General features: G+C 65.6%; 16 protein-coding genes. 6 read left to right on the top strand and 10 right to left on the bottom strand.

What is annotated here, in order from left to right; genetic code table 11:
* Window positions 1-3: 3 nt before the first annotated feature.
* Window positions 4-960, bottom strand: a complete 957-nt coding sequence (gene ku, locus ACCQ10_RS00575; protein WP_372361854.1) for a non-homologous end joining protein Ku — start codon at window positions 958-960, stop codon at window positions 4-6.
* Entirely contained in the window at window positions 960-1,358 is a 399-nt protein-coding gene (locus ACCQ10_RS00570; protein WP_104580298.1) for a hypothetical protein, read from the bottom strand. The genes ku and ACCQ10_RS00570 overlap by 1 nt, the downstream gene beginning before the upstream one ends.
* Window positions 1,359-1,508: 150 nt before the next feature.
* Here ACCQ10_RS00570 and ACCQ10_RS00565 point away from each other — a divergent pair, with 150 nt between their 5' ends.
* A complete protein-coding gene (locus ACCQ10_RS00565; RefSeq protein WP_372361853.1) occupies window positions 1,509-1,670 on the top strand; it encodes a hypothetical protein in 162 nt (53 codons plus the stop codon).
* A gap of 274 nt (window positions 1,671-1,944) precedes the next feature.
* Here ACCQ10_RS00565 and ACCQ10_RS00560 read toward each other — a convergent pair whose 3' ends face one another.
* The 5 genes from ACCQ10_RS00560 to ACCQ10_RS00540 form a co-directional block, all read right to left on the bottom strand.
* Window positions 1,945-2,340, bottom strand: a complete 396-nt coding sequence (locus ACCQ10_RS00560; RefSeq protein WP_039406926.1) for a DUF779 domain-containing protein — start codon at window positions 2,338-2,340, stop codon at window positions 1,945-1,947.
* A 21-nt stretch (window positions 2,341-2,361) separates the two neighbouring features.
* Window positions 2,362-3,390, bottom strand: coding sequence for an alcohol dehydrogenase AdhP (gene adhP, locus ACCQ10_RS00555; RefSeq protein ID WP_372361852.1), 1,029 nt, complete (start codon window positions 3,388-3,390; stop codon window positions 2,362-2,364).
* 182 nt (window positions 3,391-3,572) lie between these two features.
* Window positions 3,573-5,102 (bottom strand): aldehyde dehydrogenase, encoded by a 1,530-nt coding sequence (gene adh / locus ACCQ10_RS00550; RefSeq protein WP_372361851.1) that lies wholly within the window; start codon window positions 5,100-5,102, stop codon window positions 3,573-3,575.
* Between the two features lie 248 nt (window positions 5,103-5,350).
* On the bottom strand, window positions 5,351-5,842 hold the full coding sequence (locus tag ACCQ10_RS00545) for a hypothetical protein (protein WP_372361850.1): 492 nt from the start codon (window positions 5,840-5,842) through the stop codon (window positions 5,351-5,353).
* A gap of 186 nt (window positions 5,843-6,028) precedes the next feature.
* The gene (locus tag ACCQ10_RS00540; protein WP_372361849.1) at window positions 6,029-8,152 is read right to left on the bottom strand and encodes a TonB-dependent receptor family protein; all 2,124 of its coding nucleotides are present in this window, start codon (window positions 8,150-8,152) and stop codon (window positions 6,029-6,031) included.
* Between the two features lie 157 nt (window positions 8,153-8,309).
* Between ACCQ10_RS00540 and ACCQ10_RS00535 the strand changes: the two genes are divergently transcribed.
* From ACCQ10_RS00535 to ACCQ10_RS00515, 5 genes are all read left to right on the top strand, one after another.
* Window positions 8,310-9,512: an amino acid aminotransferase gene (locus ACCQ10_RS00535; protein WP_228313201.1), complete on the top strand. Its 1,203-nt coding sequence runs from the start codon at window positions 8,310-8,312 to the stop codon at window positions 9,510-9,512.
* A gap of 269 nt (window positions 9,513-9,781) precedes the next feature.
* A complete protein-coding gene (locus ACCQ10_RS00530) occupies window positions 9,782-10,798 on the top strand; it encodes a class 1 fructose-bisphosphatase (RefSeq protein WP_372361848.1) in 1,017 nt (338 codons plus the stop codon).
* A 308-nt stretch (window positions 10,799-11,106) separates the two neighbouring features.
* Window positions 11,107-11,574: a LuxR family transcriptional regulator gene (locus tag ACCQ10_RS00525; RefSeq protein ID WP_372363195.1), complete on the top strand. Its 468-nt coding sequence runs from the start codon at window positions 11,107-11,109 to the stop codon at window positions 11,572-11,574.
* Between the two features lie 79 nt (window positions 11,575-11,653).
* The gene (locus tag ACCQ10_RS00520) at window positions 11,654-12,040 is read left to right on the top strand and encodes a hypothetical protein (protein ID WP_372361847.1); all 387 of its coding nucleotides are present in this window, start codon (window positions 11,654-11,656) and stop codon (window positions 12,038-12,040) included.
* A gap of 117 nt (window positions 12,041-12,157) precedes the next feature.
* On the top strand, window positions 12,158-12,412 hold the full coding sequence (locus tag ACCQ10_RS00515) for a DUF2164 domain-containing protein (protein ID WP_372361846.1): 255 nt from the start codon (window positions 12,158-12,160) through the stop codon (window positions 12,410-12,412).
* Between the two features lie 107 nt (window positions 12,413-12,519).
* On the opposite strand, the gene ACCQ10_RS00510 is transcribed toward ACCQ10_RS00515, so the two are convergent.
* Genes ACCQ10_RS00510 through ACCQ10_RS00500 form a run of 3 tightly spaced genes read right to left on the bottom strand, consistent with a single transcriptional unit; the run spans window position 12,520 to window position 15,340 of the window.
* Window positions 12,520-14,100, bottom strand: coding sequence for a M61 metallopeptidase family protein (locus ACCQ10_RS00510; RefSeq protein WP_372361845.1), 1,581 nt, complete (start codon window positions 14,098-14,100; stop codon window positions 12,520-12,522).
* 44 nt (window positions 14,101-14,144) lie between these two features.
* Window positions 14,145-14,540 (bottom strand): MAPEG family protein, encoded by a 396-nt coding sequence (locus tag ACCQ10_RS00505; protein WP_372361844.1) that lies wholly within the window; start codon window positions 14,538-14,540, stop codon window positions 14,145-14,147.
* Window positions 14,537-15,340: an alpha/beta fold hydrolase gene (locus ACCQ10_RS00500; RefSeq protein ID WP_372361843.1), complete on the bottom strand. Its 804-nt coding sequence runs from the start codon at window positions 15,338-15,340 to the stop codon at window positions 14,537-14,539. Before ACCQ10_RS00500 ends, ACCQ10_RS00505 begins: the two co-directional genes overlap by 4 nt.
* Window positions 15,341-15,377 lie beyond the last annotated feature (37 nt).

Below are 15,377 nucleotides of genomic sequence, written 5' to 3'. Positions count from 1 at the left end.
CGCTTAGCCGGCCTTGCGCCGCGGCGCAGCCTTGGCAGCGGTCTTCTTGGTGGCCTTTGTCGCGGTTTTCTTGGCGGCCTTCTTGGCCACTTTCTTGGTAGCGGCCTTCTTGGCCGGCGCCTGCTCCGCCGCTGCCGTGCCGGTCTTCTTTGCCGGCGTGCGCGTGTTGGCCTGCAGGCTCTTCTGCAGCAAGGACATGAAATCCACCACGTTGGTGGTGGCGTCTTCGTGCTGGGTGGGCTCGATGTCCACCTGCGTGGTGCCGGCCTTTTCCTTGATGCGTTTGCGCAGGATCTGCTCCAGCTTGCCGCGGAACTCGTCGTGATAGTCCTCCGGCTGCCAGGTGCCGGACATCGACTCGATCAGCTGCCTGGCCATCTCCTGCTCCTTGGGCGTAATGCGGTACTCGCCCACCGCGCCGGCCGGCAGCTTGAAGTCCTGCGGGTCCACCACCTCCTGCTGGTAGCGCAGCAGCAACAGGATCAATGCATCGCCCTGCGGCATGACGGCGGCCAGATATTCGCGGGTGCGGATGACCACCTTGGCGATGCCGACCTTGCCGGTGTCGCGCAAGGTTTCCCGCAGCAGCACATAGCCCTTTTCAGCCTTCTTGCCCGGCACCAGGATGTAGGGCTTTTCGAAATACCGCGGGTCGATATCGGACGCGTCGACGAAGGTTTCCACCTCCACGGTCTCGTGGCTTTCCGGCGCGGCCGAACGGATGTCCTGCTCTTCGACAATGACGTAGCTGCCCTTGTCGTACTCGAATGCCTTGACGATCTCCTTCCACGGCACCTCATCGCCGGTGTCGGCATTGACACGCTCGAAGCGGATCGGCTTCTTGTCGCGCGAATCGAGCATGCGAAAGTGCAGGTCCACCTTGCGCTCGCCCGACATCAGCGACACCGGCACGTTGAGCAGGCCAAACGATAATGTTCCGGTCCAGATCGGTCGAGCCATCAGTGCGCCACTCCATGGACGGCAGCATCGGGAATGTGGTCCAGCGCCAGCCACGCGTCTTCGACGACGGCGCGCACGTGCGGCCAGTCCAGACGCGAGCCGCCGCGCATGCTGTCCCAGTGCGCAGCCAATGCCTGCTCGCACTGCGCATCGGCGCCACGCGGCCAGTCTGCGGCGTGGGTGACGCGCGCAAACGCGTAGGCCGGCGCGAGATCGCCCCAGGTCGGCCCGCCGCGTCGGCGACGACGGTGATAGTCGGCACGGCTGTAACACCGGAAGTCCTGCGCCACGCCATCGGCGTCCACCGCAGCCCGTGTGCGATGCGTTCGCTTGGGCAACGTGGGGTCGGCAGACGTACTGAACAGGCGACGATCGGGACGACGGTCCAGGGGGCGCATGGTCTGCTCCACGATGCGGCATTGGGGGGGCACATCAGTAACGCTGCTGACGTGATCCATGCGTGAGAAATCCGCATGGTCTGCGATTTGCGTGACCTTCACTGCGCGCGCGGTGAACTGGCGCCCCCTCATGGAAACCAGGAGCCCTGCATGTCCCGTGACCCCTTGCGCGACCAGCCCGCTCACCCGGGCGAACAACACGGCAAGCGCGATGCCGAGCATTATGAAGACCGCGGTGCCGGCGACGCACCCGAGACGCTGATTCCGGCCGACGACACCACCCCGGCCAAGAAGCCCGGCACTGCGCCGTAACGGCTCGCCGTCATGGCCGGGTGTGCGCGCCCGGCACGCGCAGCACCGGCCGTGGCGCAGGGCATCGAGGCGCAGGGCGCGCGTGACGTGGCGCAACCTGGAGCTGGCGTACCTGGACGTTGACGTGCCAGCCGTCCGTGGCAGCGCAACGCGCCCAGTGCTGCCGGCTTCCTCTCATCTGCAGGGTGCGTCAACATGCGCTCGTCGAAACATCGGCGGCCATGACCGCCGGACCGTCACATCAAGACCGTGGTGACGATCCACACGCCCAACCTCACACGCGCCCGGCCGCCTGCAGCTGTGCCATCTCCTCATCGCTGAACAGACGCGACCGCACCAGGAAGCGCACTCCCTCGCCGTTCTCCAGCGAAAACATGCCGCCGCGCCCTGGCACCACATCGATGATCAGCTGGGTGTGCTTCCAGTAGGCGAATTGTGGCGCGCTGATATAGAACGGTGCGCCGGCAATTTCGCCCAGCAGGACATCGCGGTCGCCCACGATGAACTCGCCCACCGCAAAGCACATCGGCGAAGACCCATCGCAGCAGCCACCGGACTGATGGAACAGCACATCGCCGTGCCGCGCGCGCAGCGTGTCGATCAACTGCGACGCCGCCAGGGTGGCCATCACCTGTGGCGGCACCTCGACGCGCGGAGTGGTGTGGTGCATCGGCTGTCTCCTGCGGCCACCTCAGGCCGCCATGTCGAGCACGATACGCCCCTCGATCGTCCCGGCGTGCATGCGCGAGAAGACAGCGTTGATGTTCTCCAGCCGGTCGGTCGACACCGTGGCCGCCACCTTGCCGTGCGCCGCAAACTCCAGCGATTCCTGCAGGTCCAGGCGCGTGCCGACGATGGAGCCCCGCACGGTGATGCCATTGAGCACCATGCCGAAGATATCCAGCGGAAAGTCGCCCGGCGGCAAGCCGTTGAGCGCGACCGTACCGCCGCGCCGCACCATGCCGATGGCCTGCTCGAACGCCTTGGGCGAGACCGCAGTGACCAGCGCGCCATGGGCGCCGCCGATGTGCTGTTTCACGAACGCCACCGGGTCGGTGGTGCGCGCATTGACCGTCACCGTCGCGCCAAGACGCCGTGCCAGCGCCAGCTTGGCATCGTCCACATCCACCGCGGCCACCTGCAGGCCCATTGCACAGGCGTACTGCACCGCCAGGTGGCCCAGTCCGCCAATGCCGGAAATCACCACCCACTGTCCCGGCTTGGTATCGGTCATCTTCAGTCCCTTGTACACGGTGACTCCCGCACACAGGATCGGCGCAACCTCGACAAAGCCCAGCTCGGCAGGCAGGTGCCCGACATACTCGGCATTGGCCAGGGCGTAGCCGGCAAAGCCGCCGTTGACCGAATAGCCGCTGTTCTGCTGCGCCTCGCACAGCGTCTCCCAGCCGCCCAGGCAATGCGTGCAATGCCCGCACGCCGAATACAGCCACGGAATGCCGACCCGGTCGCCCTCCTTGATGTGGCGCACGCCCGCGCCCACCGCAGCCACGTACCCCACCCCCTCGTGGCCGGGGATGAACGGCGGGTTCGGCTTCACCGGCCAGTCGCCCTGCGCGGCATGCAGATCGGTATGGCAGACCCCGCAGGCCTGGATCTTCACCAGCAGATCGCCGGCCTGCGGCCGCGGCACCGCCACCTCCTCGATCACCAACGGCGCCCCGAACTGCCGCACCACCGCCGCCTGCATTGTCATGTCCATCGCCACGCTCCGCACCGAGATTGCAGCCACCTTAGGCGCCTCGCCCAGGCGTGGCCTTGATCGAAGTCAAATGGCCCGACCCGCACGCCCTCCATCGAGGGCGCAAGCGCCCCCCACGCAGGCAATGTGCACGGACCGCCGCTACCGCACCGGCGCTTGCCGGGTGACGCGGCGGGATGCGATCAGAAGAACCCCAGCGCCTTTGGCGAATAACTCACCAGCAGGTTCTTGGTCTGCTGGTAGTGGTCGAGCATCATCTTGTGGTTTTCGCGCCCGATGCCCGACTGCTTGTAGCCGCCGAACGCAGCGTGCGCCGGATAGGCGTGATAGCAGTTGGTCCACACGCGGCCGGCCTGGATTGCGCGGCCCATGCGGTACAGCCGCGAGGCATCGCGGCTCCACACGCCGGCGCCCAGGCCGTACAGCGTGTCGTTGGCGATCGCCAGCGCCTCGGCTTCATCCTTGAAGGTGGTCACCGACACCACCGGGCCGAAGATTTCCTCCTGGAACACGCGCATCGCGTTGTGACCCTTGAACACGGTGGGCTTGACGTAGAAGCCCTCGGCCAACTCGCCGTCAAGCGTGTTGCGCTCGCCACCGATCAACACGTCGGCGCCTTCCTGCTTGCCGATGTCGATGTAGGACAAAATCTTTTCCAGCTGCTCGCTGGAGGCCTGCGCACCGACCATGGTGTTAGGGTCGAGCGGGTTGCCCTGCTTGATCGCGGCCACCCGCTTGAGCGCCTTGTCCATGAACTTGTCATAGATCGATTCCTGGATCAGCGCGCGCGACGGGCAGGTGCACACTTCGCCCTGGTTGAAGGCGAACATGACAAAGCCTTCCACCGCCTTGTCGAGAAAATCGTCGTCTTCGGCCATGACATCCGCAAAGAAGATGTTGGGCGACTTGCCGCCCAGCTCCAGCGTTACCGGGATCAGATTCTGGCTGGCGTATTGCATGATCAGCCGGCCGGTGGTGGTTTCGCCGGTGAAGGCGATCTTGGCGATGCGCGGATTGCTGGCCAGCGGCTTGCCGGCTTCCAGACCAAAACCATTGACCACGTTGAGCACGCCGGGCGGCAGCAGGTCGCCGATGACTTCCATCAGCACCAGGATCGACGCCGGTGTCTGCTCGGCCGGTTTCATCACCACGCAGTTGCCGGCGGCCAGCGCCGGTGCGAGTTTCCAGCAGGCCATCAACAGCGGGAAGTTCCACGGAATGATCTGCCCCACCACGCCCAGCGGCTCGTGGAAGTGATAGGCGATGGTGTCGCTGTCGATCTCGGAAATGCCGCCTTCCTGCGCGCGGATGGCGCCGGCAAAATACCGGAAGTGGTCCGCGCACAGCGGCACATCGGCATTGAGCGTTTCGCGCACCGGCTTGCCGTTGTCCCAGGTCTCGGCATAGGCGAGCAGTTCCAGATTCTGCTCGATGCGGTCGGCGATCTTGAGCAATACGTTGGAACGCTCGGTGGTGGAGGTCTTGCCCCACGCGTCCTTGGCCGCGTGCGCGGCGTCGAGTGCGGCTTCGATATCCGGCGCGGTGGAGCGCGCGATCGACGTAAACACCTTGCCGTTGATCGGCGTGGTGTTGTCGAAGTACTGGCCGTTGTTCGGCGCAACCCACTTGCCACCGATGAAGTTGTCGTAACGCGGCTTGAAGATCGATTGCGGGTCGGTGCTGAGCGGCTTGGTGGCGGGTTGCGCGTTCATCATGGTCTCCGGCAGGAAAGGCGAAGCCACGTGTATACCCAGCCAGGTGCCAGTGCAATCTCCGCGCGCGGGCTGTTGCGCTGCGTCACCACGCAGCCGGCGCAGGGCGGGGTGCGGTTACCCAAATGCGCTGCAGCGCGTCATCGCGCCGATGCGTAGGCAACGCGACGGCCCCGCAACGATACGATGGCTATGACGCGGTCGACCCGAGCACGTCACCGCCGGTACGCGGCGGTGACGGGGTGCGATCACGGTGCAGCGGCATGTGCCGTGGCCGGCGCTGCATTCGGTGATGACTTGCAATCGGCCACGGTTTTTTGCTGATAGGAGCGCAACTGCCACGCAGCCGTGGCAGCGGTCTCTGCCCACACATAGACCCAGTGGTACTGCTGATCGCCATTGCAGGCGTCGATGGTGATCTCGTCGCGCGGTTGGCCACGCACCGGCAGCGGGGCCAGGTCACTCGCGGTGTCGGCGCGCGTGCTCAGCGGACGATTGAACAGGGAGGTGCTGATGCGTACAGGCCCCAGCGCGGCGGCATCGGCCGGCGGCGGTGTTTGCCTGGGCTGCGTGCTCAGCCCGGATTGCTGCTGCAGCCAGGCGTGTATGTTTGCGATGGCGGGGGAGCCGGCTGGATAGTCGCGCACGATGCGCATATCCACGTGGTCTGCCCACGCTGCGCTGCAGAGCAGAAGGCCGGCCACCATTGCCGACACGCTCACCATTCGCTTCCAGGTCATCATCAGTGCACTCCATGCCGAGAATGAGTGGCAGAGGCTAGCACGCGCTCTGGCATCGCTGGACTCGCTGCCGATCGACTCGGACCGGAACAGGATGATCTCCAGCAGCGCGCAGAGCGATGCGCGCCCGGGGGCGCTCCTACAACAGCAGGGTGCGTGATGTCGTGCGGGGCGCCGGTTGTTTGCTCACCCACCAAAATCCCACTGCAGCCCCACCGTGTAGGTGCGGTCCGGGCCGGGCTCGTAATAGCGCCCATTGCCGTCGTTGACGATCACCGAGCCGACGTACTGGCGGTCCAGCGCGTTGTCGATGCGCGCGAAGGTGCGCACGGCGCCATACGTGGTAGTCCAGCGGCGCGAGGCTTCCAGGTTGACCAGGGCATAGCCGGGCGCGCGTTCGGTGGCCAGATCGTTGACCACGGTGGCGGCGGAGGCCACCGTTTCGGCGGCGAACTGCCATTGCATGGGCTGCCATTGCCAGCGCGCAAACAGCTGCTGACGCGGCACGCCGGGCAGGCGCGACCCGCTGGCCACTGGCGCGGTGGGCACCGCGCAGCCACTGCTGGCGCAGGTGAGGTAACCATCGCGCACGGTGGCGTCGACAAAGGTGTAGGCCAGCTGCAGCTGCTGAGTGGCGCCCACCGGCTGCTGCCAGCTCAGTTCCGCGCCCTGGCGGCGGGTAGCGCCGATGTTGCGGAAGGTGCTGCGGCCGTTGGTGTTGCTGGCCACCGCCAGTTCGTCATCGGTGTCGGCGCGGAATAACGCGAACTCCACCGCCGCCCCGCTTTGCGCGCGCCACTTGCTGCCCACCTCGTAGTTGCGGCTTGTCGCCGCGCCCAGGTCCAGCGCCAGGCCGGCGCCGCCGTCGTTGCGGTAGCCTAGCTCGTTGAAGGTGGGCGTTTCAAAGCCGCGCCCGGCCGAGGCGTAAACCCGTAGGTCCTCGGTGGCACGAAACACGATGCCGGCCACTGGCGTGGTGGCCGAGTAATCGCGTTGGCCGCTGTCGTCAGGATTGCGCCCGACGATGTAGTGGTCGTCCGAATCGAAGCGCACCTGGCTATGGCGCACGCCCAGCAGCGCGGACCAGCGCTCGCTCCACTGCCACCACGCCTGCGCGAACTGGTCGATGTTTTCCACCTGGTCACGCTGGTTGCGGCGCAACGCGCCCTTGACGCCCAGCGTGTCGCCGACGAAGTTTTCGTAACCGGTGCGGTGCTGCCGCTGGCGATCGACATTGGCGCCGACAGTCAGCTGCAATGGCCGGCCGAGCGCTTCACCCTGCCAGGCCCAGCGCGCATCGGCGCCTTCGTAATTGCTGTCCAGATCGATCACGCCGCCCGAATGCAGCGGGTTGCGCTGCACCGCCACCGGGATCGCCAGGAACTGCTCCACGCTGCGCTGCCCGCCATAGGCCATCAAGCGCAGCGTCTGGTTATCGAATTCTTGGGTGAAGATCGCCCCGGCCTGCGACTGACGCACCGATTTGCGGGTGTTGAACTGGGTGGCCACCGAAGTAGCTTGCGCCGGGTCGGCGTTGAACTGGGCGCGGGTCAGGCCAAGCGGGTCCTGCGCATCCGGTGCGTCCAGATAATTGAGCACCAGGTCCAGCCGGCGGCCCTCGGCCAGATCGAACCCGAGCTTGGCATTGACCGACTCGCGCCTGGCGCGGCTATGGTCGCGGAAACCGTCGGTCTCGAAATGGTTGGCGGCCAGGTTGTAATGCACCGCGCCCTGCTGGCCGAGCAACTGCGCACCCACGTTGACGGTGGCATTGCTGCCGTAGGTGGCACGCAGCCGCCACGGGTCGTCCGGCTTGCCGTCGGCGCTCCACAGCTGCAGCACGCCGCCGGAGGAATTGCCGTATAGCGCCGAAAACGGCCCGCGCAGCACTTCCACCCGCTGCGCGCCCAGCACGTTGAAGTGCGAGAGCTGGCCCTGGCCATCGGGCATGCTGGCCGGGATGCCGTCCACCAGCAGCCGCACGCCGCGCACGCCGAAGGTGGAGCGCGCGCCGAAGCCGCGGATCGACAGCTGGGTGTCCTGCGCATAGTTCTGGCGGTCGCGCGCCACCAGTCCGGGGATGCCGTCCAGCAACTCGGAGACCTGCGTGCCGCGGCGGTTGTCGTCGTCGGCCGCCACCACGGTGAACGAGGCCGGCAGGTCGAAGTCGTCCACCCCGTGCACACGGGCGGCGTCCACCTGCACGGTAGGGAGGACCTGCAAAGGCGCCGCATCGGCGGCCAGGACGAGCGGCGCGGCGCTCGTGGCGAACAGGCCGCAGGCGGCGGCCAACAGGGTGAGTCTGGGCATGGGGATAGTGTCCCTTATCCGTACTGTGGCCGCATCGTTGCGTACGGAACGAAGCATGCTACGCCCGCCATGGGCTGCTACGATGAAGTAGTTTGGCCCAGCCGCGGCCGAGCACCCCGGAAGTACCCCACTCTTTCGTCCTTCAGCGAGTCATGCCGTGTCCTTCTTTGCAAACGTGGAACAGGTTCCAGGCGACCCCATCCTGGGCCTGACCGAGGCCTACAACGCCGACAGCCGCCCCACCAAGGTCAACCTGGGCGTGGGCATCTATTACGACGAAAACGGGCGCATCCCGCTGTTGCGCGCCGTGCACAAGATCGAGCAGCAGCTTGCGCAGGAGGCCAAACCGCGTGGCTACCTGCCCATCGACGGCCTGGCCGCCTACGACAAGGCCACCCAGGAACTGCTGTTCGGCGCCGAGTCGGCGCTGGTGGCGTCCGGGCGCGTGGCGACCTCGCAGACCGTCGGCGGCAGCGGCGCATTGCGCGTTGGCGCAGACCTGCTCAAGAAGCTGCTGCCCACGGCCACCATCGCCATCAGCAACCCCAGCTGGGAAAACCACCGCGCGGTGTTCGGCGCGGCCGGCTTCGAGGTGGTGGACTACACCTATTTCGACGCCGCCAGCCATGGCCTGAACTTCGACGGCATGCTCGCCGACCTGGCCAAGTTGGAGCCCGGCACCGTGGTGCTGCTGCACGCGTGCTGCCATAACCCCACCGGTGCCGACCTGACCCGCGAGCAGTGGAAGCAGGTGGCCGGGCTGTTGAAGGAACGCAACCTGTTCCCGTTCGTCGACATTGCCTACCAGGGCTTCGACAAGGGCATCGAGGCCGATGCGTATGCGGTACGTCTGCTGGCCGCCGAAGGCATCGACAGCTACGTGGTCGCCAGCTCGTATTCGAAGTCGTTCTCGCTGTATGGCGAGCGCGTGGGCGCGCTGTCGGTGGTCTCGGCTACCGCCGCCGAAGCCAAGGCCGTGCAGTCGCAGGTCAAGCGCATCATCCGCACGATCTACTCCAGCCCGTCCACGCACGGCGCCGCACTCGTCGCCGGCGTACTGACCAGCCCGGAGCTGCGCGATCTGTGGGAGCAGGAACTCACCGAAATGCGTGAACGCATCCACGCCCTGCGCGCAGGGCTGGTGGACAAACTCGCCACGCTGGGCGCGCCGGAGTTCGACTTCATCCAGCGCCAGGCCGGCATGTTCTCGTACTCGGGCCTGACCAAGACCCAGGTGGACCGCCTGCGCGACGAGTTTGCGATCTACGCCGTGGGCACTGGCCGCATCTGCGTGGCCGCCCTGAGCCAGCGCAACCTGGACTACGTGGCCCAGGCCGTGGCGACCGTCAGCCGGGTGTAAGCGGCCCCGCCGCGGCGCGCAGCCGCATCGACGTACTGCAGACCGGGAGCGCGCCAGCCTCCCGGTTTTCTTGTACCCGCAGACGCCGCTCCCTTCCCCCGCCCGCGGGGGAAGGTGCCCGCAGGGCGGATGAGGGCAAGCATCGCCGTCACCGGCGCCATTCGCACAAATTCGATCAGCCACGCTACAAACCGCGCAGCAAGTGATCGAAATCTAACGGCGCAATGGCGACAATGGCGGCCCACTTCCTACAACAGGCTGCCCGCTCCATGTCGCGTCCCTCGCTGACCCGCTTCCTGATCGAAGAACAACACGCCGGCCGTATCGATGCGGAACTGCGCCAGCTGATCACCATCGTCTCGCGCGCCTGCAAGCGCATCTCCATTGCCGTGAGCAAGGGCGCCCTGGGCGGCGTGCTCGGCGATGCCGGTACCGGCAACGTGCAGGGCGAGGCACAGAAAAAGCTCGATGTGCTGAGCAACGACATCCTGCTCGAAGCCAATGCCTGGGGCGGCCATCTGGCCGCGTGCGCCTCCGAAGAAATGGACCACAGCCAGCCGGTGCCCGACCAGTACCCCAGCGGCGATTTCCTGCTGCTGTTCGACCCGCTCGATGGCAGCTCCAACATCGACGTCAACGTCTCGGTCGGCACCATCTTCTCGGTACTGCGCGCGCCCAAGGGCACGGAAAAGCCCGGTGACGAACACTTCCTGCAGCCCGGCACCCAACAGGTCGCCGCCGGTTACTGCATCTACGGCCCCAGCACCATGCTGGTGCTCACGCTCGGCCACGGCACCCACGCCTTCACCCTGGAGCGCGAGGAAGGCAGCTTCCTGCTGACCCAGGCCGACATGCGCGTGCCAGACGACACCGCCGAATACGCCATCAACATGTCCAACCAGCGCCACTGGGAACCGGCGATGCAGGCCTATGTGGGCGACCTGCTGGCCGGCAAGGACGGCGCGCGCGGCAAGGACTTCAACATGCGCTGGATCGCCAGCATGGTGGCCGACGTGCACCGCATCCTCACCCGCGGCGGCATCTTCATCTACCCGTGGGACAAGAAGGACGCGTCCAAGCCCGGCAAGCTGCGCCTGATGTACGAAGCCAACCCGATGAGCATGCTGGTGGAACAGGCCGGCGGCGCCGCAACCACCGGGCGCGAGCGCATTCTCGATATTCAACCGACACAGTTGCATCAGCGCGTGCCGGTATTTTTGGGCTCGAAGAATGAGGTGAATGAGGCCACGCGATATCACCTGGAGGCGGATAAGGCGCAAGGCTGATTTTGGGCGCAAGCGATACGCAGCGCTGATCACCCAGGACACCCGCCCAGTGCGGGTGTCTTTATGTGTGGCAATCTCCGACGACGCAGCACACGATGACGTGGCGACCGGAGAGCATCGCGCCAACCGTCATTTCTTGCCCTCAATTGACTCCGCTCCGGGCAGAGATGTATACCGCGCTCAGGCCGGAGTGGGGCGGTCTACGGGAAGTTGATCTACTCATGGTGCCTTGCAAACAGTCGCCTGACTGCCCGCAGGGATCACTTATCGATCAGGGAGTTCACATGAAGACCGCATGCGCTGCATTGGTGACTGCCGTTCTGTTGCAAGCCACACCCGCCTTCTCCGCATCAACCGCGCCATCACCGCTGGTCGGAACCTGGCTGCTGGATATCAGCAGCCTCCCGATGCCGGCAGCGGTACGACCCAAACGTGTCGTCCTGGAGTTCAAACAGGTTCCAGGCAACAAGTGGGCCACCAGCGCCGAGATCATCGAACACGACAACAAGACGCTGCAGGCACACTCCACACTGTTGCTGGACGGCACGCCGGGCAAGGCCTCGGGTACGTACCTGGTCGATCGTGCCGCCGTCAAAATGCCCGAGCCCGGCGTGCTGGTGATGCAGTTGATGTATCAAGGCGTCCCGGCATCCACACGCACCTATACGGTCAGCGCCGATGGCAAGGTCATGACCGAGATTGAAGCCTACTTCAAGGACGGTAACCCGATGATGCGCACGGCGTATTTCAAGCGCGCGCAAGGTCAAACCAAGTAAGCGACGTCGAGCCGCGCCACATTACGGCGTAGCTCGACGTGCCTGTGAAGCAGCGGCGGCTTGAAGGCAAGGAGCCTGTATGCGACATCTTTTACCGATTGATATTCCAGCCACATTACGGCGCAACAAGCCAGTCGAGCAGTTCCTCGGGAGAAGTCCAGTCGACCTGACGTACATTCGCCATATCGAGTTACGACCAGCAAACGATTCAATCGAGCTGTGGATTCATGACGTTGAGGACGTTGGCAGCGAAGGCTACTCGGATCTGTATGATTTCCCGCATTTCGAGCCGGATGAACAGCACGCCCCTGTTGCCGTTTTTCCGGACGCAGCCGCCGCCGTCGCGTATGCCCGTACACACCTGGCGGCAGATCCCGATCGCTGGACCAACGTCGGAATTGCCGAGTCCGACTACCTTGACTACATTCGGGCAGGCAGGCCTTCCTGTTGGCCCGTTGTCAGCTGACGCTCAATCTCAATGCCTGCCAGGCAAGCGTTCGGGTTCAACAGCCACAGATCCGCCTGAGCTTGCTGTGTCGCAACGTCATCGCCCGGATACGTAGTTGAGCAGACCAGAGCACCAATGACCGACATCAAATTCACCGAAGCCGAACGGGCGGCAATCACCCGCAAGATCCAGCTGTATTTCACCGAAGAACTCAGGCAGGAGATCGGGCGGTTCGATGCCGAGTTCCTGCTCGATTTCTTCGCCGGGGAAGTCGGCGCGTATTTCTACAACCGCGGTGTCTATGATGCGCAAGCCATCATCGCCGGCAAGCTGGAAGATCTGGGTGAGGCGGTTTATCAGCTGGAGCGTCCCACCGATTTCAAGAAGTGATGGGGTGAGCTGAGTCGCTGCACTACCGCGCCGAGCACGCAAGAGATGTGCTCAGCACAGAGGGAGCGCGAGTAATCAGCGGTCGGATGCGTCCCTTGCGATCTGCATCATCGGCACGTGGCTATGCGTGCGCCGCTGGATACCGGCTCCCACACATAGCCTTCCACTGTTTTCCCTTCGCTGATCTGGCGGTGTGGTTGGCGCTGCAGGCAGGGGCCAAAGGCATTGGAAGGCGGCACGATCAGTTGGGTGCCGTCGATCACGACCTGGCGGAAGCGGGTGACTTCGGTATTGCCCAGTTCGCGGCGCAGCAGCGCTTCGATATCGCTGCGTTCGAACGCTTTGCCGGCGTGCCGTGCGACGTAGAGCGGTCGCAGTGCCTCCAGCAAGCCGCGTTTGCCGGCCGAGCGTGCACGCAAGGCGGCATCGACACTGGCGAAGTACAACATGCCGCGCGCATACGGGATACGGCGGATGGATTCCTGCGCAAAGCCGGCCGCATCGATACGTTGCAGCGACCAGTGCCGTGCCGGGCTGGCGTAGTACTGCTGCGCCCATTCGTTGATGGCGTCGGCGCAGGCCGCGTGGGGAAGCAGGCCGGCCGCGCACGGCAAGGTCGCCTGCACGAACACGTTGACCCCTTCCGCATACCACGGCTCCACGGCATTGGTGAGCTGGCCCACCCACTGGTGCCCCATCTCGTGAAAGATGGTGCTCTGCACGCTGTGCAGATCCTGGCCTGGCGAAAACACGTTGCCTACCGTGATCAGGCTGCTACCGCCTGCCAGGCGCGCGGTGCCGGTTTCGTACGAGGCCACCGGCAACGCGCGGATCAACAGGTCGTAACGCGGCGGCGCGTCGATGTAGCCAAACCCGGTTGCCAGCACGTCGTACGCGCGCCGTGCCCACGCCATGGTAGCTGTAGCATCGAAGGGCGGTTGGCCGATCGTGTAGGCGTTGAACACGGCATCGTCCTGCGCCTGGGCCACCACGGCCGGCCCGGCCAGCAGCCACAGATCGCCCATGACCGTTGCCGGGCCCGGCACCCGCACCGTGCCGACGCCGCCGCTGGCGACACCGATGGAGCCGGGCGCCAGTTCCGACAGATCCCACATCAGCGTGCTGGCGTCGCTGTCCAGCTGTTCGGGCAGCAGCACAAAACTCTTGGAGCTGCCTGCCACACCCAGCCCGGCCGCCTTCATGCCAAAGGGTGGCCCACCGCTGTTTACCGGCACCAAGGCGGCGCGGTAGCGCACCGTCACCTGCGGACCGACCGGCCGCTCGGTGCTCCAGCGGCGCATGTCGAAGCCATCCACCGCTGCGCCTTCGGCGATCGACAGCGCCGCATCGCCATGCGCGTCGCTGACATGTAGCTCGCTGATGGCGTCTGCGTTATGCGGCACGGCTGGCAAGGCCGAGGGCAGCACCAAGCTCAGCGGCCTACGCGCGTCTGCACGCGTGATCTGCTCGGTGACTGCCAGCCCGGTGACGGTCCCGTCCTGCGCGGTCAACGGCTTGATGGTCACGCTGAAGCTGTCGCGCTCGGCAGCGGAGACGGCCTGCACATGCGCCAGCGCCCCGACCAGTAGCGACAGCGCAAGCACGCGCCCGGCAACGGCCTTGCGCAGCGCACCGGCAGGGTCGGTTGCAGCGGATGTCACTACCGTGGTGCGTGCCGGCGGGGACATTGCCGACGACGTGTCTGCGGTGTGTCTGGCGTGCATCGGGAACCTCACAAGAACAACTGCGATGCGTAGGCCAGCGTCGCCCACAGGCCGAGGTGATAGGCCAGTGTGCGCAAACCGGGAATGCCGAAAAGATAGCAAACCGCATGCACGATGCGTGCGCCCAAAAACACCAACGATGCAATGACGGTGATGGTTCCGGACACCTGCAACAGCATGGCAGCGAGCGCGACTGCGGCAAACGGCAGGAAGTTTTCCAGCAGATTGCGATGCGCACGCAGCGCACGCCCCGCGGCCCCGTCCGGGTCGGCAATGCCGTCGCGATTGCCGATCAACGCCTTGGCACCGACCTGGCGCGCATACAGTGCGGAAAATACCAAGGGAAGGCACAGGCACAGCACTGCCAGGGTGGCCACCACACTCAATTCGATCTGCGGGCTCATTGCGCCACCTGTTCGATCGCCGCCACCAGCGCCGCCGGTGCAGTGAGAAAGGGCGAGTGTCCGGTGTCCAGATCGATGGTCATCCGCATCGGTGCGGCGGCAATCATCTGCGACTGAAAACCAGGGCTGAGCGCCTTGTCCTGCAGGGTGCGGATGTACACCCGATCCACGCTGCCGGAGCGCGCCGAGGTCAGCTGCACCGGCGTCATCATCGGCTGCACGGGCTCGTCCACCAGCATGGCCGGCACCTCGGCGCGTTGCGCGGCCGTGGCGTCGTTGGCGAATACCTCCGCGCGTGCCGACGTTGCCACCGACATGACGCCCCTGCTCTTGTCCAACGCGAGATGCGGCGGCAACTGGCTACCGGTGTCGGCCTGTGCAAGCGCCAGCAGCGTGCGGCCGTCCTGCGGCACGAACGCGGCCAGGTACACCAGCGTCTTGATCCTGGCCGGCGCGGCTTCGGCCACGTTGGTCACGGTCACGCCGCCAAAGCTGTGCCCGACCAGCACCACCGGTGCCGTCTCGTCCTTGATCGCGGCCAGTACCGCATCGCGATACGCCGCCAGGCTGATCGCCTCCGGTGCTTGCGAGGCGCCAGGGCGGCCGGGCAGATTCACCGCGATGACGCGGTAGCCGTGCGCACGCAGCTGGCCGGCGACCGGGCGCCAGATCGCGGCGGTTTCCCAGGCGCCGTGCACCAGCACGATGGTGGGGCGCGGCGCCGGCAGCGCCTGCACGGCGGTGGAGCACAGCGCGCACAACAGCAACGCGGCGATGGGAATGCAGGTGGTACGTTTCATGGGGCACCTCGGCTCTGTCGGAATGCACTAAGGTTCC

The sequence above is a fragment of the Xanthomonas sp. NCPPB 1325 genome, from assembly GCF_041477645.2.
GTDB classification, from domain to species: domain Bacteria; phylum Pseudomonadota; class Gammaproteobacteria; order Xanthomonadales; family Xanthomonadaceae; genus Xanthomonas; species Xanthomonas cannabis.
This window is presented reverse-complemented; position numbering and strand designations above follow the sequence as displayed.